This is a genomic window from Salmonella bongori NCTC 12419, assembly GCF_000252995.1.
In the GTDB taxonomy this organism is placed as follows: domain Bacteria; phylum Pseudomonadota; class Gammaproteobacteria; order Enterobacterales; family Enterobacteriaceae; genus Salmonella; species Salmonella bongori.
Map to the genome: position 1 here is coordinate 3,656,090 of NC_015761.1, position 24,385 is coordinate 3,680,474.

22 protein-coding genes, 1 tRNA gene and 4 pseudogenes are annotated in these 24,385 nt (G+C 50.6%); 7 read left to right on the forward strand and 20 right to left on the reverse strand.

Annotation, left to right across the window (positions count from 1 at the left end):
- Position 1: 1 nt before the first annotated feature.
- A complete protein-coding gene (locus SBG_RS17295) occupies positions 2-1,384 on the reverse strand; it encodes a glycoside-pentoside-hexuronide family transporter (protein WP_000834248.1) in 1,383 nt (460 codons plus the stop codon).
- 287 nt (positions 1,385-1,671) lie between these two features.
- Between SBG_RS17295 and SBG_RS17300 the strand changes: the two genes are divergently transcribed.
- The 4 genes and pseudogenes from SBG_RS17300 to SBG_RS17310 all read left to right on the forward strand — a co-directional run bounded on the left by SBG_RS17300 (position 1,672) and on the right by SBG_RS17310 (position 4,027).
- A tRNA-Sec gene (locus SBG_RS17300) sits at positions 1,672-1,766 on the forward strand.
- A 691-nt stretch (positions 1,767-2,457) separates the two neighbouring features.
- Complete coding sequence (locus SBG_RS23415) at positions 2,458-2,580, forward strand: hypothetical protein (protein ID WP_306292047.1); 123 nt, start codon at positions 2,458-2,460, stop codon at positions 2,578-2,580.
- A gap of 118 nt (positions 2,581-2,698) precedes the next feature.
- A pseudogene (locus SBG_RS23235) lies at positions 2,699-2,883 on the forward strand (hydroxyacid dehydrogenase); the annotation flags it as partial.
- 463 nt (positions 2,884-3,346) lie between these two features.
- Positions 3,347-4,027, forward strand: coding sequence for a hydrolase (locus tag SBG_RS17310; RefSeq protein ID WP_000106455.1), 681 nt, complete (start codon positions 3,347-3,349; stop codon positions 4,025-4,027).
- Positions 4,028-4,139: 112 nt separating this feature from the next.
- Here SBG_RS17310 and cigR read toward each other — a convergent pair whose 3' ends face one another.
- The 5 genes from cigR to SBG_RS17325 all read right to left on the reverse strand — a co-directional run bounded on the left by cigR (position 4,140) and on the right by SBG_RS17325 (position 8,575).
- Positions 4,140-4,619 carry an anti-virulence regulatory inner membrane protein CigR gene (gene cigR / locus SBG_RS17315; protein WP_001065342.1) on the reverse strand — a complete coding sequence of 160 codons (480 nt, stop codon included), beginning with the start codon at positions 4,617-4,619 and terminating at the stop codon, positions 4,140-4,142.
- A 100-nt stretch (positions 4,620-4,719) separates the two neighbouring features.
- Positions 4,720-4,806 (reverse strand): magnesium transporter protection protein MgtU, encoded by an 87-nt coding sequence (mgtU, locus tag SBG_RS23370; RefSeq protein WP_252997328.1) that lies wholly within the window; start codon positions 4,804-4,806, stop codon positions 4,720-4,722.
- 12 nt (positions 4,807-4,818) lie between these two features.
- Positions 4,819-4,911, reverse strand: a complete 93-nt coding sequence (mgtR, locus tag SBG_RS22695) for a protein MgtR (protein ID WP_001081007.1) — start codon at positions 4,909-4,911, stop codon at positions 4,819-4,821.
- A gap of 21 nt (positions 4,912-4,932) precedes the next feature.
- Positions 4,933-7,659 carry a magnesium-translocating P-type ATPase gene (gene mgtA / locus SBG_RS17320; protein WP_000131308.1) on the reverse strand — a complete coding sequence of 909 codons (2,727 nt, stop codon included), beginning with the start codon at positions 7,657-7,659 and terminating at the stop codon, positions 4,933-4,935.
- A 220-nt stretch (positions 7,660-7,879) separates the two neighbouring features.
- On the reverse strand, positions 7,880-8,575 hold the full coding sequence (locus tag SBG_RS17325) for an MgtC family protein (protein ID WP_000392692.1): 696 nt from the start codon (positions 8,573-8,575) through the stop codon (positions 7,880-7,882).
- A 510-nt stretch (positions 8,576-9,085) separates the two neighbouring features.
- Between SBG_RS17325 and SBG_RS17330 the strand changes: the two genes are divergently transcribed.
- Entirely contained in the window at positions 9,086-9,997 is a 912-nt protein-coding gene (locus SBG_RS17330; RefSeq protein WP_000535969.1) for an EamA family transporter, read from the forward strand.
- A gap of 31 nt (positions 9,998-10,028) precedes the next feature.
- Here SBG_RS17330 and SBG_RS17335 read toward each other — a convergent pair.
- The 9 genes and pseudogenes from SBG_RS17335 to dagR all read right to left on the reverse strand — a co-directional run.
- Positions 10,029-10,727: pseudogene (locus SBG_RS17335) on the reverse strand (Rpn family recombination-promoting nuclease/putative transposase); the annotation flags it as partial.
- Positions 10,728-10,852: 125 nt separating this feature from the next.
- Positions 10,853-11,083, reverse strand: a pseudogene (locus tag SBG_RS23510) (Rpn family recombination-promoting nuclease/putative transposase); the annotation flags it as partial.
- 235 nt (positions 11,084-11,318) lie between these two features.
- Positions 11,319-12,062 (reverse strand): 2-dehydro-3-deoxy-phosphogluconate aldolase, encoded by a 744-nt coding sequence (gene dagF / locus SBG_RS17345; protein WP_001186138.1) that lies wholly within the window; start codon positions 12,060-12,062, stop codon positions 11,319-11,321.
- Positions 12,049-13,158, reverse strand: a complete 1,110-nt coding sequence (gene dgaE / locus SBG_RS17350) for a D-glucosaminate-6-phosphate ammonia lyase (RefSeq protein WP_000193117.1) — start codon at positions 13,156-13,158, stop codon at positions 12,049-12,051. Before dgaE ends, dagF begins: the two co-directional genes overlap by 14 nt.
- Positions 13,159-13,161: 3 nt before the next feature.
- On the reverse strand, positions 13,162-14,022 hold the full coding sequence (locus SBG_RS17355; RefSeq protein ID WP_162007803.1) for a PTS system mannose/fructose/sorbose family transporter subunit IID: 861 nt from the start codon (positions 14,020-14,022) through the stop codon (positions 13,162-13,164).
- The gene (locus SBG_RS17360; protein ID WP_000380259.1) at positions 14,019-14,768 is read right to left on the reverse strand and encodes a PTS mannose/fructose/sorbose/N-acetylgalactosamine transporter subunit IIC; all 750 of its coding nucleotides are present in this window, start codon (positions 14,766-14,768) and stop codon (positions 14,019-14,021) included. Before SBG_RS17360 ends, SBG_RS17355 begins: the two co-directional genes overlap by 4 nt.
- Before the next feature lie 145 nt (positions 14,769-14,913).
- Positions 14,914-15,399, reverse strand: a complete 486-nt coding sequence (locus tag SBG_RS17365) for a PTS system mannose/fructose/N-acetylgalactosamine-transporter subunit IIB (protein ID WP_001284304.1) — start codon at positions 15,397-15,399, stop codon at positions 14,914-14,916.
- Between the two features lie 10 nt (positions 15,400-15,409).
- Positions 15,410-15,835, reverse strand: a complete 426-nt coding sequence (locus SBG_RS17370) for a PTS sugar transporter subunit IIA (protein WP_000214110.1) — start codon at positions 15,833-15,835, stop codon at positions 15,410-15,412.
- Positions 15,836-16,053: 218 nt separating this feature from the next.
- A complete protein-coding gene (dagR, locus tag SBG_RS17375; protein WP_001252679.1) occupies positions 16,054-18,852 on the reverse strand; it encodes a transcriptional regulator DagR in 2,799 nt (932 codons plus the stop codon).
- A gap of 195 nt (positions 18,853-19,047) precedes the next feature.
- Between dagR and SBG_RS17380 the strand changes: the two genes are divergently transcribed.
- Positions 19,048-19,341 (forward strand): YicS family protein, encoded by a 294-nt coding sequence (locus tag SBG_RS17380; protein ID WP_000823308.1) that lies wholly within the window; start codon positions 19,048-19,050, stop codon positions 19,339-19,341.
- A 105-nt stretch (positions 19,342-19,446) separates the two neighbouring features.
- Complete coding sequence (locus SBG_RS17385; RefSeq protein ID WP_001270492.1) at positions 19,447-20,829, forward strand: glycoside hydrolase family 1 protein; 1,383 nt, start codon at positions 19,447-19,449, stop codon at positions 20,827-20,829.
- Positions 20,830-20,888: 59 nt separating this feature from the next.
- Here the strand turns inward: SBG_RS17385 and nepI are convergent, their stop codons facing one another.
- The 5 genes and pseudogenes from nepI to SBG_RS17405 all read right to left on the reverse strand — a co-directional run bounded on the left by nepI (position 20,889) and on the right by SBG_RS17405 (position 24,379).
- On the reverse strand, positions 20,889-22,082 hold the full coding sequence (gene nepI, locus SBG_RS17390) for a purine ribonucleoside efflux pump NepI (protein WP_001004933.1): 1,194 nt from the start codon (positions 22,080-22,082) through the stop codon (positions 20,889-20,891).
- A 128-nt stretch (positions 22,083-22,210) separates the two neighbouring features.
- Positions 22,211-22,663 (reverse strand): DUF1198 domain-containing protein, encoded by a 453-nt coding sequence (locus SBG_RS17395; protein ID WP_020845598.1) that lies wholly within the window; start codon positions 22,661-22,663, stop codon positions 22,211-22,213.
- 354 nt (positions 22,664-23,017) lie between these two features.
- A complete protein-coding gene (locus tag SBG_RS23245) occupies positions 23,018-23,332 on the reverse strand; it encodes a hypothetical protein (protein WP_000147116.1) in 315 nt (104 codons plus the stop codon).
- Between the two features lie 30 nt (positions 23,333-23,362).
- Positions 23,363-24,019: pseudogene (locus SBG_RS23250) on the reverse strand (RHS repeat-associated core domain-containing protein); the annotation flags it as partial.
- 57 nt (positions 24,020-24,076) lie between these two features.
- Positions 24,077-24,379, reverse strand: a complete 303-nt coding sequence (locus SBG_RS17405; RefSeq protein WP_001030597.1) for a hypothetical protein — start codon at positions 24,377-24,379, stop codon at positions 24,077-24,079.
- Positions 24,380-24,385: the final 6 nt, after the last annotated feature.

A 24,385-nucleotide genomic window follows, 5' to 3' on the forward strand; every position in this document is an offset into this window, starting at 1 on the left:
TTTAGTTCTGAATTTCTTTACGCATAAATTGTTGCTCGTTGCGATGGGCGCCCTGCGCCAGCTGTTCCATGATGTTTTTCAGGAATGGCGTTTTCAGGGTGTAGTAGCGTTTGGCGATCACGGCGCTTAGCAGATAGCAGATCGCCGGAACGAGGGTAAACAGCGCGATAATAATGCTGATGGTGGCGCTGTTTTGTGTTTTTGCCGCCGCGTCGTAGCCACCGCCGGCCAGCATCCAGCCAATCAGCGCGCCGCCCAGTGCCAGGCCCAGCTTCAGCACAAACAGCGTGCCGGCAAAGCTGATCCCCGTCAGGCGTTTGCCGTTGCACCATTCACCGTAGTCAACGGTGTCAGACATCATCACCCATTGGATAGGTGTGACTAACTGGTGCAACACGCCAATCACGAAGATAAAGACAAACATAGCGATCGTGGCGTGCATCGGTACGAAGAACATCGCCACACTGATTACTGCGAGTAAGGCGTTGGTCCACCAAAAAACGCTCACTTTACATTTCCAGTCGGTTAGCGGTTTCGCCAGCGCCGAGCCGATCAGGTTGCCGACGCAATAGGTGGTGAGGAACGCGACAAACACCTCCGGTTTTCCCAGAATCCAGGTGACGTAATACATCATCGCCCCGCCGCGCACGCAAACCGCCAGAATATTCAGGATGGTGAGCAGGCCAACGATACGCCATTGATCGTTGTGCCAGATATCGTGCAGATCTTCGCGCATGGAGGTCTGCGTCGCAGGTGCTTCTACACGCTCTTTAGTGGTGAAGAAACAGAACGCCAGCATCAGGAATGCCACCACTGAGAGCACTGCAATGCCCCCCTGGAAACCCAGCGCCTTATTCTCACCGCCGATCAGCTTCACCAGCGGCATCATCAGCACGGTAGAAAGCATGCCACCCGCCGTGGCAAGTACAAAGCGCCAGGATTGCAGCGAAATGCGCTGCGTCGGGTCGTTAGTGATAACGCCGCCCAACGCGCAGTAAGGGATATTCACCACGGTATACAGCAGGGTCAACAGCGTGTAGGTAATAGCGGCATAAATCATTTTGCCATTCAGGCTGAGATCCGGCGTACTGTAGGCCAGAACACAGACGATACCAAACGGTAACGCGCCAAACAGTACCCATGGGCGGAACTTGCCCCAGCGCGAGCGGGTACGGTCGGCCAGCAGTCCCATGCAAGGGTCGGAAATGGCATCCAGTGCACGTGCCAGTAAGAACATGGTGCCAACAAAACCGGCGGGAATACCAAAAATATCGGTATAAAAAAACATCATGTATAACATGACATTATCAAAAATAATGTGGCTGGCGGCATCGCCCATGCCGTAGCCAATCTTCTCCTTTGCGGAGAGAATTTCACTTTTCATTACGCATCCTTAACGCTCACAACGCTCGCTGATACCGGTTACAGTTCTTGTAAACCATCCCTGCAAGCGAGAATATTCCGATATTTGATTATCAGATTACGATTCTTGTTTTCTGTGATCAGAGTAGCGCCAAAAAATGTGATGAAATGTAACTAATGGATTTTGTGGAGATTTATATGAAACCGATCATGGCAAAACGAAAGGGAAGTTAAAAAAGCGTGCGGGGGGATGTGGAAAGCGCAGGAAGTAGCTATAATGCGCCCGCCTCCATGTAGCAATCGAGGCGCGGAAGATCGTCGTCTCCGGTGAGGCGGCTGGACTTCAAATCCAGTTGGGGCCGCCAGCGGTCCCGGGCAGGTTCGACTCCTGTGATCTTCCGCCAAAATATTTCTCTTGTACCCGCCATTGGCCCTTTATGCCTGAACAAACTTTTTTGTTATTAAGGCTATAGATAATAAGAAGAAAGGCGAAGAGAGAAAGTGAAGTGTTACTTTATTAATTACCGCTTATCCAGTATTGCTCTGATTGCATGATGATACCGTACGAGTAATATCTCTTTCTTAGCGCTATTATCAATAAAAGGTAGCTTATTTATCTTGTGGCTCAATACCTAATCTTTCTAACTCCTTCCTGCCCAAAGTTTTGAGCCAGTTCCCCAGACTTATCCCTGTATCTTTTGCCGCTGCCTCAAACTGCGCCTTTAATTCTGGCGTAATACGTGCTTAAAAATCCTTAATTTTCATTAGCTTGACTTGTTTTGATCGCGTTTAGTCGTTAACATATACATGCCCGCAAGAACAAGATATCTCCATTCAGGAACGTCCCTTAACACAATAACCTGAGTTTGAAACGTCCTTATCAGGTACTCGTAATACCGGGCGAGAGCTAACCTCACCAACTATCAAGGAGTTGATGATGGCTAACTCGCATTCTACTTCAGACTTACCGATTGCTAAAACCGAGCGTTCGTTCCTTATGGGATATCGACCGCAAAGAAGGGATAACAGCACGCCAAGCCTGACGCTGTCGGGAAAGAGGCTGCACGAAGCCGGGTTTGAAAGGTTAGCGTAAAAGTGATGGACGGGGGCATTGTCCTGATGGCCTGGGACGACCAGAAGCAGAAGCTGCTTAGCGGACAGCAAGAAACGCAGCAGAAACTGAAAAGGATTGAAAAGGCGCTGCCATTCGCGGTTTGATATCACCTGTCGTTTTGCTTCATCTCCATCAGAGCGTAAGCCATTCCGGAAACGAACCACATATACCGGAAGATTGAGTGGATTACAGCGTTGTAAGTCAGAGGCAAACGGAGGCAACATGACAGATAAATACTTAACCCCCCGGCAGGCGAATTTCTTATGTTTGCCAGTGGTGACGGGAAAGTGCGTGTTGAATGTCGTTTTGAAAGCAATACGCTGTGGCTCTCTCAGGGAATGCTCTGCGAACTGTACGGTAAAGTTAAAGCTGCCATCAGCGGGCATATAAAGAACGTACAAGGCGATATTTTTTCTACAATATTGTTCAGCCGACATCACCCTAATCAGTAGCCATACTTAATATAAACACGCTTATCATTTAATATTTAATCTACACTTTATATTCTTTAAATAACACTAAGCTAATACTTAATTAAACTATTTCAAATTTATACCAAATAATTTTAAAGCTATCTATCAGAAATAATTGGTAATAATATAGCTTGTTTTTTCAATCAATAATCCTCATTTAAATGTAAAACAGAAACATTTATTCATAATATGAATATTGTTGTGAAAGCAATTTAGCGTGAAAGTAAAACGACTGAAGGTGATGCCGATGAATAATCCTTCAGAAAGAGCTCAACACGGTAATCCAGTATCGGCAACGGATTATTGTCATCAGCATAAAAACGGAAATCGCTCCGGCGATTAATGACTTTAACACTGGTAATGATTATCAGTGAAAAGCAACAACAAGGAATGAATTATGTCTACACCCGCCAATTTTAACGGCCAACGTCCTGCCATTGATGCCAACGACGCAGTAATGTTGCTGATTGACCACCAAAGTGGACTGTTTCAAACCATCGGCGACATGCCGATGCCGGAATTACGCGCGCGCGCCACGGCACTGGCTAAAATCGCCACATTGTGCAATATGCCGGTAATTACCACCGCGTCCGTACCGCAGGGACCGAATGGCCCGCTAATTCCGGAAATTCATGCGAATGCGCCCCACGCACAATATATCGCCCGTAAAGGGGAAATTAACGCGTGGGATAACGCCGATTTTGTGCAGGCGGTAAAAGCGACAGGGCGTAAAACGCTGATCATCGCGGGTACAATTACCAGTGTCTGCATGGCTTTCCCGGCCATCAGCGCCGTCGCGGAAGGGTATAAGGTATTTGCTGTGATTGATGCATCCGGTACGTACAGCAAAATGGCACAGGAAATCACCATGGCCCGAGTGGTGCAGGCTGGCGTAGTACCAATGGATACCGCTGCGGTAGCATCTGAACTGCAACGCACCTGGAATCGGGAAGATGCCGCAGAATGGGCGGATGTGTATACCAAAATATTCCCGGCCTATCAGCTACTGATTGAAAGTTATACCAAAGCGCAGGATGTCATAAAAAATAATGAACTGCTGGATTCTCAACGCGCATAAATAGCGACATGAAAACACCAGATAGCCCCATTTAATGGGGCTATTTCCTATATCCTGTTTATTCTGCCTACAACCAGGTCGTCGGACACCGAATTATCGGACTACGACACATTTAATCAAACACACCATTAATAATCGCCGTGACTACCGCAGTACTGAGCGCGATCAGCACCAGGTTATCCCCAACAATTTTCCACTCATAGCCCGGATAATAAGGTAATTGTCCCAGCATAGACGCCGGTACCGTTTTTTTAGCGATTCCCGGCGGCAACGGCTTTCCTCTCGCCAGATTTTTCGCAATCCCCGGCGGTAAAGATGGATAACCCGTCAGCCCTAAATTCACTGCCAGTTGCCTGGCGACAGCGTAGCTAATGTCCGAGTCGACGTGATCCGGTTTACTACCATTTTTACGGTGTTCCGTTTTTTGCCCGGCGTTTCCTTTATGTCCGTTACCGTTATTACCCTGATTAGCCACGTTATTACCATGTCCGCCGCCATTGCCATTTCCCGGATTCGCCAGCACAGGCGTAGCGCTCAGGGAAAACGTCATCAACGTTGCCAGGACGACGGTTAAACTACGACGATTGTTCATGATATTGCCCTTCTGATGGGGATATCATGAAAATAGCGCCCCGCCATAAAAAGAACAACCACGTCGATGCTTATTTTAAGCGGGGTTCACCAGCAGTCGCTTATCGTATCCAGATAGTCAGTAAAATCAGGATGATTGCTATCAGGACAACCTGAAAAAAGATTTTGTCTAACCCTCTTTTTTGCATGGCATCACCTCGTTATAAAACGATTTGCCAGAGGGCTAAAAACAACACCAACAGGCTAATCAGTAAAAATATCAGCGCGATGATTTTATCGGGTAAGCGATTCATCTGTGCGCTCCTCATACATCCCTAAAACCATTGGCCAAAACGTTTGATATAAAAACGCTTCATGCCTTGCGCCACCAGGCAATAGCTCAATAATGTCACCACCAGCCACGGGAAGTAGCTCATCGGCAGCGGTTCCAGTCCAACCATCGCGCCTAAAGGTGAAAACGGAATATAAATCCCTGTCGCCATGATCAGGCCGGTTGTCAACAACACCGGCAGCGTCGCCCGGCTTTGTATAAAAGGTATTTTTTGCGTCCTGAGCATATGCACCACCAGCGTTTGTGAGAGCAAGCCCTCAATAAACCAGCCGGACTGAAAGAGCGCCTGCGCCTCTACGTTATTCGCGGCAAATACGTACCACATTAGCGCAAAGGTTGTGATATCGAAAATAGAGGACGTTGGGCCAATCCATAGCATAAAGCGACCAATATTTTTCGCATCCCATTTACGTGGCTTACGCAGGAACTCTTTATCCATTTTGTCCCATGGCAGCGATAGCTGTGAAATGTCGTACATCAAATTCTGGATCAATAGATGAATTGCCAGCATCGGTAGAAACGGAATAAACGCGCTGGCTACCAGCACCGAAAAAACATTGCCGAAATTAGAGCTGGCGGTCATATTCAGGTACTTAATGATATTGCCAAAGGTTTCGCGCCCTTTGATAACGCCTTCCTCAAGTACCATGAGATCTTTTTCCAGCAGAATAATATCTGATGATTCTTTGGCAATATCGGCAGCGCTGTCGACCGAAATACCTACATCCGCATCACGAAGCGCTGGCGCGTCATTAATCCCGTCGCCAAGAAAACCAACGGTATGACCATTTTTCTGGAGCGCTTTTAAAATACGCGTCTTTTGCAACGGCGTTAGCCGGGCGAATACTGCACGTTTCTCCACTTCAGACGCCAGTTCAGCATCTGACATCGCCTCAACCTGGGTTCCGGTCAGAATATCATGCGTATCAATTCCCACTTCCAGACAGATACGCGCCGTCACGACAGGATTATCACCAGTGAGAACTTTGACCGCCACGCCGTTATCCCGTAACGCAGAAATGGCTTTTCCGGCGCTCTCCTTTGGTGGGTCGAGAAAAGTAAGCATCCCCTCAATCGTAAGTGCGGTCTCATCCTCCGTACTTAATGTCGGGTTGATATCACATCCTTCCAGCTTACGTGTCGCTATCAGCAATACGCGAAATCCCTGCGCATTGTAATCTTCGGTTTTCGCCAACAGTAACTCGCGGCGTGTTTCTGTTAGCGCCACCACACGATCGCCTTCGCGAAGATGGGTGGCCACCGTCAGCATCTCTTCGACTGCGCCTTTGCAGATTAAACACTTATCACCATGTTGCACATCTTCTACCAGTACGGATACCCGACGACGTACAAAGTCGAATGGCAGTTCATCGCGTTTAACGAAGCGCGCTTTTGTCGATGGTGCGATGCGACCCTCGCCAAAACGCAGTATCGCGCGATCCATCACATTTCGGGCGCCGCTCTGGCTGCTACTATTCAGCCAGGCCAGCATCAATACCCGGCTGCTTTTTACACCGCTCACATCCAGATGATGCTCCAGAAAAATATTGTCCTGGGTTAAGGTGCCGGTTTTATCCGTACACAACACATCCATCGCGCCGAAGTTTTGGATAGCATTCAGACGCTTGACGATCACTTTGCGCCGCGACATCGCAATCGCACCTTTTGCCAGGTTGGAACTGACAATCATGGGCAACATTTCCGGCGTTAGCCCTACCGCTACCGCCAGCGCAAACAGTGAAGCTTCTACCCAGTCCCCCTTACTCAACCCATTGATAAGCAGAACAATTGGAACCATGATCAGCATAAAGCGTATCAACAACCAGCTCACGCTGTTGACCCCTCGATCAAAAGCCGTCTGGGTACGTGTACCGACAATGGATTTCGCCAACGAGCCGAACCAGGTACGGCTTCCCGTTGCCACAACGACCGCCTGCGCTCTGCCGCTGGTCACATTGGTTCCCATCAGACAGATGTTACCCATGTCCAGTAAACTTTTATTTTTATCAGCCAGTTGCTCGCTGTCTTTGCCTGCCACATCAGCCATGACGTCATATTTTTCCACGGGTAATGATTCACCGCTAAGAATTGACTGACTGATAAAGAGATCGCGCGACGCCAGCAACCGGACATCCGCAGGCACCAGATCGCCCGCCGCCAGGAAAACCACATCACCTGGGACCAGCTCTTCAATGGGAATCTCTTCCTGCACCGCGCCTATATTGCCCGGCCCACGACGCAACACCGTAGCGGTGGTGCGAACCATCTTTTTCAGCGCCTGCGCTGCTTTGTTAGTGCGAAACTCCTGCCAGAAACGCAATAACCCGCTCAAACTGACCATCGTCAGAATAATCAATACGCCAGTGAGATCGGTCTCTTCGCCACGGCGTAACGGGAGCCAGTAATCCGTGATGAAACTGACCCCTGCCAGTGCCATCAGAACGTAAATAAACGGGTTATTGAATGCCTGCAGAAGCTGAACCAGCGCAGGAGGAACTTGCTCATGCGCCACTTCATTGCGCCCATACACTTTCAACCGTTCGCCGGCCTCTTCTGTCGTGAGGCCCTGACGATGGCTGTTCAGCCGCGCCAGTGTCTGCTCCGGGCTATGAAAAGCTTCCGCTTCGATCGGAAATACTTTTTTATGCTGCTTATCATTTTCTGACGCCGGGCGATTGAGTTTCCGGTTTTCAATGTTCATGTCAGTCATGATGAATCCCCAAAATTAAGGTGTAGTGTTTCCTGCATATCACGCCCAGGGAATAGTAAACTCACAATTTGAAGGTGAATGCCCTGGGAGAATTATCTATGCATAAAAAAGGCTATTGCTTACTCACTATTTTGAGTGGGTTTTATTTTATAGAATCGGGAATATCCATCATTCCCCCCTTATACGCCTGGCGTAATGTTGAAATTGAATAAAAAAACCATTATTGACTATCAATACTCCAGTGAATTGCGGTGATATTATCGTTATCACCTATTCTGGATATAATCAGTTCTCGCGTTTTACGATAATCAGCATGACCAACGAGCTCGGCACGGATTTCTTTATAGCCCTGTTCCTGAGCGGGGACCGAACCTAACCCTTGTAAGCAGATCGCGGCCTCTTTTACGATATTCAGTAACCACTGACGAACCGCGCTCTCATCTTCTTTATTACAGGTTACTTTCAGGATATAACGTTTTTCTTCCTCTGCGGATATCGGGAGTTGATTTATACGCTGCGCCGCTTCACGCAATAAAATATTGGCGCAAAGAATAATGATCGTCGCCGCCAGCGCATTTTTGAACTGCCCTAAGCCGCATAACACGCCGATGCCTGCCGAACACCATAGCGTTGCCGCAGTGTTCAGTCCGCGCACATTCATCCCTTCGCGCATGATGACGCCCGCCCCCAGAAAGCCGATACCTGAGACAATCTGCGCTGCAATTCGCCCTGGGCTGTCTGGCGATGTCGTCATGGAGCTCAGAATAAAAACAGCGGCGCCTGTCGCCACCAGCGCATTAGTGCGTAATCCCGCCATACGTTGACGCCATTGTCTTTCTGCGCCAATCAGCGCGCCCAACAGCATAGCGGCCAGTAAATTTAAAATATAAGGAAACATTAACATACGTTCCTCCATTTTTTCTGGAAGAATAAGTACGTGCTATATTTAGCACACGACAAATTTCTGCCCTGAGGCAATTAGCGTCGTGTTGACGGTGGAGGAAATAAAGCGTGTTTAAACATGAACATGACGATGACCCTCGCGACAATGCGCGTGTTGTAACATTATTGGGATGACAATCGTCACAAGGGGAGATTGCTGCCCACCGGTTCGGCAAGCAGCGCAGGAATAGCGTGCGTTAACTTGCCAGATGATTTACGTAAAAGTGACTGTCCAACGTATTACTCCTGCATGAATTTGCGCTTATTATAGTCAGCCAATATGTTCCGTAAAGTGCAAAGGCGAGTTTAGTGACGTTCTGTTTAAGTTTGTTTGATATTTTTTCTTATGACAAAAAAATGACAATATTATGTCGATAACAAGCTCGTCTGAAATCATTAAACAATAAATTCCTGCTTAATACCGGTGATAGCTCTGTTATGATGCCTGCACGTAAAAAAAATAAAACAACATGACGAGGAAAAAATGGGTTCCACCAGAAAAGGGATGCTAAACGTCCTGATTGCCGCCGTATTGTGGGGGAGTTCAGGGGTTTGCGCGCAGTACATCATGGAGCAAAGCCGTATGTCGTCACAGTTCCTGACGATGATACGTTTGTTATTCGCCGGGCTGATACTGGTGACATTCTCCTTTATGCACGGCGATAAGATATTTTCAATTCTTAAAAACCGCAAAGATGCTCTGAGTCTGCTGATTTTCTCCGTGGTGGGCGCGCTCACCGTTCAGCTAACCTTCCTGCTCACGATTGAAAAATCCAATGCCGCCACCGCGACAGTACTGCAATTTTTATCGCCGACCATTATTGTAGCGTGGTTTGCATTAGCGCGAAGAACACGGCCAGGCATTCTGGTTTTAACCGCCATTCTTACATCGCTTATCGGCACCTTTTTACTGGTGACTCACGGCAACCCCACGTCGCTGTCGATCTCTTCCGCCGCTCTGTTCTGGGGTATTGCCTCTGCGTTTGCCGCCGCCTTTTATACGACCTGGCCATCCAGACTGATTGCCCAATACGGCACGCTGCCAGTGGTCGGCTGGAGTATGTCCTTTGGCGGCCTTATTCTGCTGCCCTTCTACGCTAAAGAAGGAACGCACTTTGCGGTGAGCGGCAGCCTGATTCTGGCCTTTTTCTACCTGGTGGTGATCGGTACGTCGCTGACGTTCAGCCTGTATTTGAAAGGCGCGCAACTGATTGGCGGTCCTAAAGCCAGCATTTTAAGCTGTGCGGAACCGTTAAGCAGCGCCCTGCTATCGCTACTGCTGTTGGGCATTAGTTTTACCTTGCCGGACTGGCTGGGCACGCTGCTCATTCTCTCGTCAGTGGTCCTAATCTCCATGGATTCCCGCCGCCGTGCGCGAACCGCTTTACGCCGTTGATAATCACGATGACCGGGCGGAAGAGAAAAGTTTAATGGCGCTTTGCCTTAATCTCTTCGTCAGAAAGCCCGGTAATCATCAGCACCCTCTCCCGATCGATCCCCTGTTCCAGCATCGTATGCGCAATACGCAAGGCCTCCTCCTGCTTACCTTGATGTATGCCTTGTTGCACGCCTTCACGCTTACCTTTTCTGCGCCCCGATTCTCGTATTCTGTCTACGATCGTCATTAATCTCTCCTTGTGTTGGGGAACACGACGCGCCACCTCGCGGATAAACTTGCCAAAACGAGGCGTGCTGCCATGTTGTATTAGCAAATAATTAAACAGCGCTTTTAGCTGACTGTCATTAGCGTCTCCCGTAATCAGAAGTACCGCTAAGCGCTCGACCAATCCCATCAGGTCGCGCTGACGTATATGCTTTTGTACCAGCTCCAGCATCGCGATACGTCGGTGCTGCATAATCTCGTTATCCGGCACCACCGTAATGTCTACCAGTGGAAATGCCGTCGCATAAAGCTGACGCGCCAGTGCAGGATCGTCAAACTCATCCAGCCAGCACAGCGAAAAGGGATACGGGCTTTTCGCGCCATGGTAAAACAGCATGGGAATCACCAGCGGTAACGTTTTATGGCCAGCATCCAGATGGCGCTGCATCTCGGCAGTGGCGTAACGCATTAACCGAAACGCCATATGCGCGTCCGGCGTACTCTGATGCTCTATTACGACATATACACTTCCTCCTTCAAGCTGCCTCTTTGTTGGCTGCGCTCAGAAATCCTGGTCACATAGTTATCTATGCTCCCGGGGATTTCTTCCCTTGCCGCCGCGATGCATCTTGAATGATTTTGTGTATAGATATAACCGTCGCCTTCACACGTTTTTAGCGACCAAAGGACATCGGAATAAAACGCGCGTGAATTTTTCTCGATAAAACTGTCCGGCGCCAGTTTCAACGTCGTCAGATCGCAACGTATTCTTAGCGAATGGGGAAGATGGATATTGAGAAAATCCCGCGCGGTATCCGGATGGCGTAAAAACGTTTTGAATACCGCATCATGAGGCGTGGACGTGGGACTTTTTTTCATGGCGATCCGTCACCTGAGGAATAAGATGACGCCACTGTACTCGCCAAAAATACAGACAGCATTCAGGAAAATTTAACCCTGCGAGGAGGCTCGAAAGGGAATAACTGACGGTTGCAATACGTACATTTTTGCCCAGCCTGCTACGCATTATCGCCCGGTAGCGTAACGCTGACCGGGCCTACAAATACACGTCATCTGTAGACCTGGTAAACGCCACGCTCTTCGGCGATAAACCTCACACCAGCGCTTTGACTATCTCCATCAACCGAATGACGTCTTCAGGCCGCGTATTGCCGGTTTGCGGGTCGATAATCGAACTGTAAACGTGCGGCATCACGCGCGGCACGCCGGCTTCCAGGCAGGTTTGCAGGATAATACCGAAATTATCCAGTGAGATACCGCCGGTCGGCTCGATGAGCGTCATGCCGTGGCGGGCGGCGGTTGTCGCCAGCGCATATAATTCCGGTAACGACTTTTCGCCGCCCATCGGGAAAAACTTCGCCGCATGTGCGCCCATATCCAGCATCATGCGTACCGCCGCATCACACGAAACACGAGCGGGCGTTCCCTGGCTGCTACTGACGCCGGTGGAAATCAACACCTCGCCCGGCGTTCCCGTCGGGCTGACCAGGGCGTTAATATGTGTTTGCTCGCCGCCTGTCGCCGCCAGCGCGCCTGCCGCAAAACCGCAACCGGTAAAGGTCTGGTTGACATGGGCCGGATGGGTATGGGCGGCAATCATCGCCGCTTTGTAGTACTGCGCCGGGTCGCCTGCGCCCAGACCCACTGAGATAGACGGCACCTCCGCCATCCAGCGTTTCACCTCCGGCACGCCCTCTTCTACCGTAGCGAACTGCGCGGAAAGTACGCCAATGACCGCATGGCCTTCGGCGGCTTCATAGATAGCCTTCGCGTTGGCGATATCCTTTGCCAGCACGTTAATAGCCACCCGCTGACGATAAAAATTAATCTGCTGCATGTTCTGCAATCTCCCTGAGTCGCGCCACAATCAATGCCATTTCCCCTTCGGCTACCGTGCGTGGATCGAGGCTAAAAACCCCTTGATGAAGCTGATATTTGCGGGCGTAAATCGCTATCTCGCCGCCGCGCAACTGCGCTTCGACGTCCTGCGCGTTCAGCCCCAATTCAGATGCGTTCACCCGCACACGAATACGCCAGATTGCACGCCCGGCCTCATCCTGTTCGATATCGGCATAAAGCCCATGGATGGCGGAAATCGCTTCCGCGACCGGCTGTAACTGTGCTGCGGTCACGGTCGTCTGGCCCTGGTGGTAATTCTCCAGCGCATACACCAGCCCAACCATGTTTTCCTTGCCGATTTTCATCGCCCTGGCAATCCCCTGGTGCTGCGCTTTGCAGGCGGCAATCCACGTTTTCTTACCAGTGATAAAGCCGGAGGTTGGCGCATTAAAGGCTTTCGCGCCGCTATAGATAACCATATCCGCGCCGCTCGCCACCCAGCCGCGCAAATCTTCTTCGGCAGCGGCATCAACAATCAACGGCAGGTGGTTGGCCTGCGCCACCTGCACAAAGTCATCAATGCTCAGCATCCCTTTTTGCACGCAATGGTGTGATTTCACATACAGGAGCGCGGCGGTATTTTTAGTCATGGCGCTTTCCAGTTGCCAGCGGGCCGCCAGATTGCTCGACCCCACTTCCACTATGCGCCCGCCGCCAAGACGAATGGCGCTGGTGACTGGCGCGCCGTAGTCCACATTCTGCCCGCGCAGCATCACTACCTCATTGGCCATACCGGTACTGTCCGGCATCAGAGCCACGCGCGCCCGATCGCCGTGGGTGATGGCGGCAGCGACGGCAATGGCAATACCCGCCGAGGCGCAGGAAGTGATATAGCTGTCCTCGGCCCCCGTGTAGCGGGACACCAGTGCGCCGGTTTTCTCCACCAGCGCATCAATCTCGACAAAGGCGGAAGCCGCGCGCGCGGTGGCCTGCATAACCTCCGGCGCGACACTTGAGACGCCCAGGATCGTCATTTTGCCGCAGGCATTAATGACCCTTTTCAGCCCCATCTGTTGATAAATATTCTGCGTCATGGTTTACAATACCCCCAACAGCGAACAGACCACGCTCAGCGCGACAATTGAGAGCAGGATGGTGGTGTAGCGTGGCCCTTTTTTCACCAGATAGAAGTAGATGGCAAAGACCGCCGCCAATGGCAGTAAGCCCGGCGCAATAGAGTCCAGAATTTGCTGAACCACCACTTCAGACCCTTTCAGGGCGCTGATTTTTAACGGCGTGGTGATTTTGACGTAGCTGGCGGACAGCGCCCCCATCATGATCAGCCCCAGCACGTTCGCACCGTAGATCAGTTCCTTGATTCTTCCTCCTTGCAGCAACCCGATAATCGAATCGCGCCCCAGAGTGTAGCCTTTGTGTACCATGCCATAGCTGATCGCCAGCGTGATCGCCGGATAAAGAATCAGCGGGATAATACCGCCCATCGCGCTGCCATTTGCCGCGAACGGAATAAAGATCGCTATCAATAGCGGCATTACCGCTGCCCAAATAATGGAATCGCCCATGCCGGCCAGCGGCCCCATCAGGCCGGTTTTAATGCCAGTGATAGACGAATCGTTAATCGGCTCGCCGCGCGTTTTTTGTTCTTCCATTGCAATGGAGATGCCCTGGATCACCGCGCCGAAAGTTTGCTCGGAGTTAAAGAAGTTAAGGTGGCGTTTTAACGCCTCTACCTGCTCCTCTTTTTGTGGATAGAGTTTTTTGATGATCGGCGTCATCGAGGCGCAAAAAATCAGGCTTTGTAAGCGCTCATACGAGCTGGAGACTTCAGCGCCCAGCCAGTAGATAAACCAGGCTTTGGTAATATCTGCTTTGGTCAGCGCCCCGCTTTCCCGCGCGCGCTCGACCAGTTCATGTTGCATTACGTCGCTACTCATTATGCTGCTCCTTCATTTTTCGCCAGACCTTTAATCAGGAAGGCGACACAGGTGCCAAAAATTGCCATCGCCATGATGTCCACCTTGAGGTAAAGCACCGCGAAGAATCCACCGATAAACCACGGCAGCAGGCTTTTTTTACCGATCACCATAATGGTGATGGCAAAACCCAGCGCTGGCAGAATTCCGCCCATGATTTCAAAGGAGTGGGTTAACCAGTGCGGCATCAGTTTGAGGAAGCTTTCCACCACATCCTGGCCAAAGTAGTTGGCGGCAAAAACCACGGGAAAACGCAGAACCAGTCCCAGTAATGCCGGATAGAGGAAAGCGCAGCGCATGATCCCGGCCATATTGGCGGTTTCCGCGTGCTTATCCGCCATATGCACCCAGGCAGCGTTCAGCGTGCGCCTGAGCTGATCGAGAAATACGCCGATCACCCCAAACGGTATTGCCAGCGCGATTGCCAGATTTGGGTCCATGCCGGCCTTCACGGCGATAGGAATGGAGATACAGGCCGCCAGCGCCGGGTCCGACGGTACGTTGCCGCCCGGCGTTGAGGTCACGCCCAAATAAACGAGCTGCATCCCGGCGCCAATAATCATCGCCGTCTGCATATTGCCCAGCAGCAGGCCGACAAACACGGCAATCACCACCGGTTGTAGCAGCATGGCGGAGAAGGTGTAGCCAAGACGTAATCGGGCAAACCAGTAATACAACCCCATCAGGCTTGCAAAGAGTAAGGTATCCATAGTGTTATCCTATACACTTCATCCTTCAGGCTGCCTCTTTGTTGGCTGCCTTCGCTCACCCCAGTCACTTACTTTAGTAAGCTCCAGGGGATTCACTCAGTTGCCGCCTCGATGCATCCAGAATGATTTTGTGTCTATTAAAGGGTTAGAATTTTTTCAGGATATCGTCCAGCGACTGCGGCTTATCTTCCGGGATGGTCTGGAAGAACACCTGAATGCCACGATTTTTCAGGTCGTTAAGAATGCCAACGTCTTTTTCATCAAGGGTGATATTCTGGAATACGGCCTTACGGTTTGGCCCCCCGCCCAGACCGCCAACCTGAATAGTGGTAACGTCAAATCCCTGTTCAACGGCATCCTGAATCGCAGCAAGAGAGGGGAAGAGCACCAGCACTTTGCCGTCGCCAAGCTGATTTTCTTTCCACGATGCGGCAAAGCTCTGGTTGCTATAGCAATCCACTTTGATGCTCGGCGGCGCCGCCATCAGATAGATATTTTTCATAAACGGATCGGCATCCAGTTCATCACTCACAACGGCTATCCGGTTCGCCTGAGATTGTCCGACCCATTTCGTGACAACCTGCCCATGAATGAGACGGCTGTCGATACGGCATAACACGATATTTGCCATGATATTTTCCTTATAGTGATTGTTGTAGCTGGCGCACATGGGCGACCACATCCAGGCAGCTGCTGCGCCCGGCCTCAACTAACTCGTCTACACAGGCGGTTAGTCTCCCTTGTTCACGCCTGTCCAGCGCCTCCAACAGCAGCGACGCATTCAATCCGGCAATCACCGCGACCGGATAATCGGCGCTCAGCCGCGCCGCGACATTGGACGTCGTGCCGCCGACAAAGTCCGTCAGGATCAGCGAGCCTTCCGGCAGGGTTTTCACCACGGCCTCGACACGTTGATAAAACTCGCCCAGCGTATCGACAGGCATCAGCGCAATTTCCGTCACGCCTTTGATATCGCCCGTGACCATACGCAGGCTGTTGCAAAGCGATTGTCCCCAGCCGCCATGCGTCAGCAATAGAATGTGGGGCAACGGTTGTGTGGTAGTCAAAATGGCCTCCTGGCGCGATTACATGAGAACACCGGCATATATTGCCCGGTGGCACTGCGCTTACCGGGCCTACAGGACGCTCCCGGTAGGCCGGATAAGGCATTTACGCCGCTATACGGCATAACGCATCATCAGAAGAGCAAAGGCTGTGCCAGAATTTGTGTCACGCGAGGAAGAAGAAAGGTCTGGCGAGGCGCGAAGCCCCGCCAGTAAAAGGATTAGCTATAGAGCAGTTCGTAGATATAAAAATATTCCGCATCCGATAAGCGGATGGCATAAGCCTCTTCTATCGGCTGAAAGGCCGATTTAATGACACTAAACGCATTAATATCGAGATCCGGCTTGTTTTCCAGCGCCATCTGTAACGGTTTTCGGTTAATCACAATACGCTCTACCATACAGCAGCAGTGGATCAGGAAGCGCAGTGTCACCTGACGGCCTGGTTTCAGTGAAAGTGCAGAGGTCAAATGGTTAAAAACGCCTTCCATTTCTTTCAGAATACGCTGCGGGTTGAGCACCGAAATATGGTTAATAATACTCTCCATCGTCAGCGCGCTGATAAAGCGCATCGCGCTACGCTCCATCTCCAGCCGGCGTTCAGCACTGGAGAGATCGGGCGTTAACAAACTTAATACCAGCTCCGGCCCCTGCTCGGAGAACAACTCTTCCAGTGAGATAAACGGAATATCCGGCAGTCCCGGCTGGAAGGTGCCGACAATCCCCGCCAGCCGCTCGCTGGCGTTCAACGCCTGTTGAACGCGCTCCAGACTGCGCACCTCGTTATAATCAAGGATCACCATTCTGGTGTCCTGCGACATCAATTCGCCAAAACTTTCTTCCAGTACTTTCTTGATTTTTTCCGCCGTCCCCATGCCGGTAATACAGGAGATCACCAGCACTTTACCGCCACTCTCCTGTTGCGGCGTACAAAGCTGGCAGGGGACATTTTTACTCTCCAGGAGGGCCGCCAGCTGCGGTAAGTCGCTGGTTTCATAGCTTAAATCCAGCCCTACCTCCAATAGAGTGGTGAGCGTGATATTCGGCATAAGCAGAACATCTATCTGGAATAACTTACTGATCGTGCTACCGAAATGGATCAATGAGCCGATGTCCACCAGCAGAATAAGCCGCCGATATTGTCGGATCTGAATGAGCCGGGTCAGCGTTTCCAGCGTGTCATGTACCGACTGCTCAAAGGGCATATCTATAGCGCTGAATAACTCGCGCTCCAGCACGCGATTGACATACTGCGCCTGACTCGTGGCGGTGGTTGCGCCGTGAGCGATCAAAATGACCCCGCAATCCGGGCTGGCGTCAATGCGTTGGCGATAGTGGCGACACTCTTTCAGGAACAGGCATAGCCAGACCACTTCCGTCGCCGGACACTGAATATGCAGCAATTCATTGATTTTCCGGCACAGCAACACGGCATTGTCATATTCGTCTTTGCAACGATCCAGAATCAAACTGGAAGAGTAAAGTTGCGGGATCAGGCCACGCTGCACATAGCCTATCAGCGCCAGGAAGTGTTTACGTAGCGGGTTAACCAGATTCTCCGGTAGCGTAAAGCCCAGCACCTGCTCCACACTGCCAATCAGCAACGTCACGCGCTCTTCAATTTGATCACCATAGCGCGGTGGATGCGCCACGCTGTCGCGGCTGTAGAGACCATATTCAAAAATCGAACTGAGTTTATTTTTCAGGATAGCCAGCGTCTGGGCTGGTGGAACATTACTGTTGCGCAGGTTGACATATTCACGCGTCAGGAAGCTGTAAAAGAGATCGCTCTCTTCAATTTCGGCCCCGGTCGCCAGCGAGGTTTTTAACGCCGGCAGCGTACGCGCATCTACGCTCAGCCGCGCTTTGCCGTCAAACAGGGTATCCACCAGGAGCCGTTGTTCCGGCGTCGGGTTAACCGGCATATCCGCCAGCCGTTTATCCAGCTGTAGCGTGTCGCTATGTTCGGTCATTCCCGATGCCCACGCCTGGGCGCACAGAAACTGGATATCGCTTTTAAGCTGACCGATGTTGCCTTCCAGAGGTTTATTCAGTAACCAGAGCAGTAATGTTTTATCAATGCTAATTGTGCGTTCTATTTTGCGGCTTTCCCGCTGCAAGAAACCCACAATCAATTCGATTTGTTCTTCTACAGAGCGCTGGCGAATACCCGGTAAATCAATACTCACCTGAATACGCCGCTGGAAGGTACGTAACAGCGCCGAACCGACCGGCTCCGTCGTGGCGCAAATCAGGCGTACTGAAATTGATCGTGGCTGGCTACTCACGCCAAGCGGACGATACTCGCCTTTATCCAGAATCGAGAACAGTTTCTCCTGGCCTTCATACGACAGGCGATGTACTTCATCAAGCAACAGATAACCGCCGTCAGCCTGTTCCACCAGACCCGTTTTATTTTCATTCGCCCCGGTAAACGCCCCCTGCCGATGTCCAAACAGATGCGAGGAGAGAAGTTCCGGGTTATGGGCGTATTCCGCGCAGTTAAAGTAGACCAGCGGCGGGATAGCGCCGCTCGACTGCTCACAGGCGAAGCGGTGCATCAGTTCCGCAAAAAAGGTTTTACCGACGCCGGACGGCCCGGTGAGCAGAACATGTAAACCGTGTGGATAGAGTACCGCCGCGCGGCCTTTTTCCACCGCATCGCGCAGGCTGCGATCGTAACCAATCAGACTGGAAAACGGATCGTCTGGCGCGTAATGCGCTTCATGCGGCAGCACATCCGCAACCGTCCGCACTTCGCGTTCAGACTCCTCCAGTTGGCGTCCCAGCAACGTTTCCAGCGCCTGGCGATGCAAAAAATAGACCGGGCGGCCACGGCTTTTGATCGCCAGACCGTCATTCCATAACTGATTGAGATCTTTACTGACGGAATTACGCGCCAGCCCAAGATTAAAACCTATCGCCTCCGCCGTAAACGCTGTCTCCTGCGCCAGATCGGCAAGACATAGCCCGCGCGTAAGGCGTTCCAGCTCTCCCAGTACGATCTCAATACGTCTCATTACACTACCGCTTGCGAAATAAAAGAATGTTCAGAACATACACTATTCTGTTACGCAAGACAGTGAGGGGCAGAGAGAAACTACTTTCCCCCCTTTTGTCTGAGTTCAGCGCTGGCTGATAACACGCCTCAATGAGTGAACTCCGCACGGTCTACACTTACTCTTGAAAAAGTGCAAACCGACAGGACTCCTCTCATGAAACGTAAAATACTTCTGCTTATTGCCTCGCTTGTCACACTACCGGGCGTCACGTATGCCGACTCTCCGTTTAGCTCGCTTCAGACGGCGCATGAAAAAAACACGATATTAAAAGACCTACGTAAAATGTGTACGCCAAAAGGCACGCTAACCGATGAAGCCTGGGAGAAAAAAATCATGGCAGGCGAGGGGAACCAGCAACATATTCGGGAGGCGATGATCGCGATAGAGCGTAACAATCAGCATAACTACTGGCAGGCTCTCGGTAAGGTGGAATGCCCGGAGATGTAGCACACCTTTTCCGTTTTTTGGTCGCGAAAATGCGTACTGTAACCGGTTTCTGTTCGACGAAACCGCGTATTCTGGAGCGAATTTACGCGTTCAAGGAGTACGACAATGCGATACCGTTTTCCCGATAACTTCTGGTGGGGCAGCGCCTGTTCAGCGTTGCAAACCGAAGGGGATAGCTACAATGGCGGTAAAAGCCAGACCACGTGGGATGTGTGGTTCGAACGCCAGCCTGGTCGTTTTCACCAGGGCGTCGGCCCGGCGGAGACCTCAACCTTTTATCGTCACTGGAAGCAAGATATCGCTCTGCTGAAACAGTTGAAACACAATAGTTTCCGCACCTCGCTAAGCTGGGCGCGTCTCATTCCAGACGGTGTGGGCGAGGTGAATCCGCAAGCGGTAGAATTCTATAACAACGTTATCGATGAGCTGTTGATGCAAGGCATCACGCCATTTATTACGCTATTCCATTTTGATATGCCAATGGTTATGCAGGAGAAAGGCGGCTGGGAAAATCGCGACGTCGTAGAGGCATTTGGCCATTATGCGCAAACGTGTTTTACGTTGTTTGGCGATCGCGTGAAGCACTGGTTTACGTTTAACGAGCCGATTGTGCCGGTGGAAGGCGGCTACTTGTACGACTTCCACTATCCCAATGTGGTGGATTTTAAACGCGCAGCCACAGTGGCATACCATACCGTACTGGCGCATTCGGCCGCCGTTCGCGCGTATCGCGCCGGGCGCTACGACGGTGAAATCGGCGTGGTGCTAAACCTGACGCCGTCCTACCCACGATCGCAACATCCCGCCGATGTGCAAGCCGCGCATCATGCGGACCTGCTATTCAACCGCAGCTTCCTCGACCCGGTATTAAAAGGCGAGTACCCGGCGGATCTGGTGGCGCTGCTGAAAACCTACGACCAACTGCCCACCTGTCAGCCAGGCGACCGTCAGCTTATTGCCGACGGCAAAATCGATTTACTGGGAATTAACTACTATCAGCCGCGCCGCGTGAAGTGCCGTGATACGGCAATAAATCCGCAAGCGCCGTTCATGCCGGAGTGGTTATTTGATTACTATGACATGCCGGGGCGCAAGATGAATCCTTATCGCGGTTGGGAAATTTACGCCCCGGGAATTTACGATATCATCACCAATCTGCGGGATAATTACGGTAATCCGCGCTGTTTTATCTCTGAAAACGGCATGGGTGTTGAGAACGAACAACGCTTTGTGCAAGCGGGACAAATTCACGATGATTACCGAATTGAATTTGTCTCTGAGCATCTTAAATGGCTACATAAAGGCATTAGCGAGGGCTGTCGCTGTCTTGGCTACCATATGTGGACATTTATCGATAACTGGTCATGGCTGAACGGCTATAAAAATCGCTATGGTTTTGTACAACTGGATTTGACCACCCAAACGCGCACGGTGAAAAAAAGCGGAGAATGGTTTGCCGCCACCGCAGAGCATAACGGTTTTGATTAATCTTTTGTGAGCGCCGGATGATGACTGACATCTTATCCGGCCCACAAATGGCAATAATATCAACTCATTGACGTAATACGCACTTTCGCCGCCACGACTAACGCCGTCAACAGCATTAGGCCACCGGAAAGCGCCAGCGGCGAAAGCAATCCAAAGTTATCGAGCGCATAGCCGCCCAGCGCCGCACCACAGGTATTCGCCAGTTGAATCACCGCCACCTGAACAGAGCCCGCTTTTTCCGCCTGATCGGCAAGGGAGCGGGTGATCCACGTTGACCAGCCCACTGGTATCAGCGCAAACGCCAGTCCCCAGATAATCGCTATGACCGCCGCCACGGTTTTGTCACTTCCCCACACGATGAGCGTCAGCGCGCTCAGCGCCAGTATCAGCGGCGCACCGGCCAGCGCCAGTTTTACCGAACGTTTCAGTACGTAAGATGAGAAAGAGGTACCAACGAAGCTGGCAATGCCAAAACTTAGTAACACCAACGTCAGCCCATCAACGTCAAAGCCCGCCAGATTCATATAGACCGGGCGAATATAGGTAAAGAAAGCGAACTGTCCGGCAAAAGACATAAAGATGGCGATCATCCCGGCCATCACACCAGGGCGTTGCAACAGACTGAACATATTCTGTTTTTGGTGAGAAGGTTCGCCCGGCAGCGACGGCAAAGATTTTACCACCCAGATGACGCACAGTATGCCCATCACCGCAGCGGCGTTAAAGACATTACGCCAGCCGATAATGCCGCCCAAAAAACTGCCCAGCGGCGCGGCGATCACTAACGCGATGGAGACCGCGCCAAAAATTACCGACAGCGCTTTCGGTACGGTACGCGTGGGAACCAGCCGCATAGTTAGTGAGGCTGACATCGCCCAGAATCCGCCCAGCGCCAGCCCCAGACAAGCGCGACCCAGCAATAGCAACGTAAAGCTGTTAGCAAAGGAGACCATCAGACAAGAAGCCGTCAGCAAAACGGCAAACAAAATAACGACATAGCGCCTGTCCGTCGCCTGAATAATCTGGGTAATAAACAGACTGGAAAACATCGCCACAAACGCCGTGACAGTAACCGACTGACCGGCGATACCCTCGGAAATGCCCAAATCCTGCGCCATCGGCGTCAACAGGCTAACAGGCAAAAACTCAACGGTAATCAGGCAGGCGACACAAAACGCCACGGCAAAGACGGCTGACCAGTTAGGTCTGGCAACCTCATCTGCGCGGGGTTTTTCTGTGAGATTTTCATTCATTGTTATTACCTGCGTGTTTTATTGGAAAAAGCCACGCAGTGTAGCATTACAAAATGTGATCTGATTAACGTTTTAGCAACTATTTACCGATGACGGCTTTCGCCTTATCCGTATCACCCATCATGATATCAATGCAGCCAGTGGACGCCCTCTTCCGGCTGAAAAAAGGCGTTATAGCGCAATTGAAACGCGTTGATCTCCTGCATATCGGGTTCCATTTCGCGCAAAAAGCCCAGCGCCAGGCGCACCTGCGTATCGGTGATCGGCGCGGCTAAACGCGCTTTTTGCAGCAACCGATGCCATCGCTGCAAATTTTGATCGCCACTCTCGACAATCACGATTTGCCAGATCAACAACACCTGAGCGGCATTTTGCAAATGCGACTCATCAGGGCGATGCAGATACTGTAAAAATTCACCGCCTGCCGTTTTACCCATCTGATCAACCATCGATTCTATCGGCACGACATCAATATTCAGGCGTTCGCTCAGGCGGCGAATCGCACGGCGGGTATCCGATGTCAGCACCCGGAACCCCACAATAAACACCACGACAAACGTGGCAAGAATCAACCAAATCATGCGTATATCCGTCACCAAACAGGATACCCATCATAACGACAAATTTATGGCTGTCGACATTCTGGCCTGTCAGAATGTGATTTATAAAACCAAAGCATACATATCATGAAATCTGATATCAGGACGCTCGACCTGAATTTGCTCAGAGCGCTGGATGCCCTCACCGACGAGCGAAAAGTTACCCGCATAAATTTTGAAATAAAATAGTGTCATTTTTTATAGTAAACGCTAAATGAATAATTTAACCAGATGTTGAATCACTTTTCTGTGAATGAAATGGGTGGTAAAGTAGCAATGCAGCCTAAATTGATAATATAAATATATCAGAGATAAAAATTCTCACCAGAAAACGGCTCATCGTTTTACACCTTCAATTTTTTCGTACTCACCCAGAACCTTACTTACAAAGTCTTGACGATTATTTACTATAAAACCATAGTTATCATTTCCATATTGTTTACTTCCTTTCGGAAATAATAAGTTATCTGGTTTATTTTTGACTATATCGACTGCTTTTTTCGTTATTTCATCGTTATATTTTTCTTTATTACAGGTATAATCATTAGTTTTAGGTTCACTAAATAACCCACTATCACCACCATAGCCGATATTAGTGCCATCATCAAAGAATATGTGTGCATGGAAAATACCAAGATCGAGACCTGTCATGCCATTTGTCCTGAAACCTCGCGAACCTTTAAGGGATCTTGTACAAATTTGAGCTAAGCCTGGTGGATCTATAAATCGAATTGGATTAAAAGGATACGGATATAAATGCCATCCCCCTTTCAGCCCTATCGGATCCTGAGTGATATACCGTCCCTGTCCCGGGTTGTAATAACGGTGCCGATCGTAATACAGCCCCGATTCTTCATCCTCAATTTGTCCCGGCAGACGAATGAGCTGCTCCAGTCCCTGCAGATTAACCTCATTCAGCGGTTTTCCCCATTCGTCATAGTCTTCCCGTCATACAGTTTCACCGCCTGTACCTATCAGCGCCAGCGGCAGTCCGCGATGGTCTCAGTGATACAGATGGATTTTTCACTTCGGGATATATTCCGGCTCCATCAGGTTTGCCATCCACTCTACCGTCAGCCCACACTGCGCCAGCCACGCACGGCTGGCTTCGCTGAGTTCCCCGCGCTGTAGCTCCGCTTCCAGACTATCCACCAGAACCACCAGTTCCGGCGGGAAGGTTACGTTTGCCTCCTGCTGAAACTTCTCCGCCAGCGTGCGGCGGGCTGCTTTTAACAGCTCTGAGGTTTCTGTTTCAATTCTGACCAGCGGTGTGAAGGTGCCCGGCAGGTAAATGGTCTGTATGCGCTGTGTGTCAGTTTCGGTGGTGGTCAGCTTGTCGCGCCCGTTGTACTGCCAGCACTCAGCAGCTTCACCGTTCATCATGCACGTTTTTTATTAGAAAGAGGATTCCAGACCGCAATCATAATTTTTTGCCTGCCGTATGTAATTTCGAACATCATTCGCCATGAGTTGGTCTGGGTCTAAATATGTTAATTTAATCAATAGTGCTAACTCATTTCTATTCGGAACGCGTTTTAACCACCAATGAAAAGCTCCATTGCGATCGTGTTCTGAGCCTTGCTCATCCCCATCTTGATAGTATTTTACTTGCATGAAATAAAGTTCATCAGGGTACATGTTATAGATTTTCCACTCAATTGGAAAATTCATTTTTTTTAAAAACTCATCTTTATTCATTTCTTG

Coding starts and splice junctions, on each gene's coding strand:
- SBG_RS17295 (WP_000834248.1), bottom strand. CDS start 1,384: ATGAAAAGTGAAATTCTCTCCGCAAAGGAGAAGATTGGCTACGGCATG.
- SBG_RS17310 (WP_000106455.1), top strand. CDS start 3,347: ATGTCTACACCCGCCAATTTTAACGGCCAACGTCCTGCCATTGATGCC.
- cigR (WP_001065342.1), bottom strand. CDS start 4,619: ATGAACAATCGTCGTAGTTTAACCGTCGTCCTGGCAACGTTGATGACG.
- mgtU (WP_252997328.1), bottom strand. CDS start 4,806: ATGCAAAAAAGAGGGTTAGACAAAATCTTTTTTCAGGTTGTCCTGATA.
- mgtR (WP_001081007.1), bottom strand. CDS start 4,911: ATGAATCGCTTACCCGATAAAATCATCGCGCTGATATTTTTACTGATT.
- mgtA (WP_000131308.1), bottom strand. CDS start 7,659: ATGACTGACATGAACATTGAAAACCGGAAACTCAATCGCCCGGCGTCA.
- SBG_RS17325 (WP_000392692.1), bottom strand. CDS start 8,575: ATGGAGGAACGTATGTTAATGTTTCCTTATATTTTAAATTTACTGGCC.
- SBG_RS17330 (WP_000535969.1), top strand. CDS start 9,086: ATGGGTTCCACCAGAAAAGGGATGCTAAACGTCCTGATTGCCGCCGTA.
- dagF (WP_001186138.1), bottom strand. CDS start 12,062: ATGCAGCAGATTAATTTTTATCGTCAGCGGGTGGCTATTAACGTGCTG.
- dgaE (WP_000193117.1), bottom strand. CDS start 13,158: ATGACGCAGAATATTTATCAACAGATGGGGCTGAAAAGGGTCATTAAT.
- SBG_RS17360 (WP_000380259.1), bottom strand. CDS start 14,768: ATGGATACCTTACTCTTTGCAAGCCTGATGGGGTTGTATTACTGGTTT.
- SBG_RS17365 (WP_001284304.1), bottom strand. CDS start 15,399: ATGGCAAATATCGTGTTATGCCGTATCGACAGCCGTCTCATTCATGGG.
- dagR (WP_001252679.1), bottom strand. CDS start 18,852: ATGAGACGTATTGAGATCGTACTGGGAGAGCTGGAACGCCTTACGCGC.
- SBG_RS17380 (WP_000823308.1), top strand. CDS start 19,048: ATGAAACGTAAAATACTTCTGCTTATTGCCTCGCTTGTCACACTACCG.
- SBG_RS17385 (WP_001270492.1), top strand. CDS start 19,447: ATGCGATACCGTTTTCCCGATAACTTCTGGTGGGGCAGCGCCTGTTCA.
- nepI (WP_001004933.1), bottom strand. CDS start 22,082: ATGAATGAAAATCTCACAGAAAAACCCCGCGCAGATGAGGTTGCCAGA.
- SBG_RS17395 (WP_020845598.1), bottom strand. CDS start 22,663: ATGATTTGGTTGATTCTTGCCACGTTTGTCGTGGTGTTTATTGTGGGG.
- SBG_RS23245 (WP_000147116.1), bottom strand. CDS start 23,332: ATGACAGGTCTCGATCTTGGTATTTTCCATGCACACATATTCTTTGAT.
- SBG_RS17405 (WP_001030597.1), bottom strand. CDS start 24,379: ATGAATAAAGATGAGTTTTTAAAAAAAATGAATTTTCCAATTGAGTGG.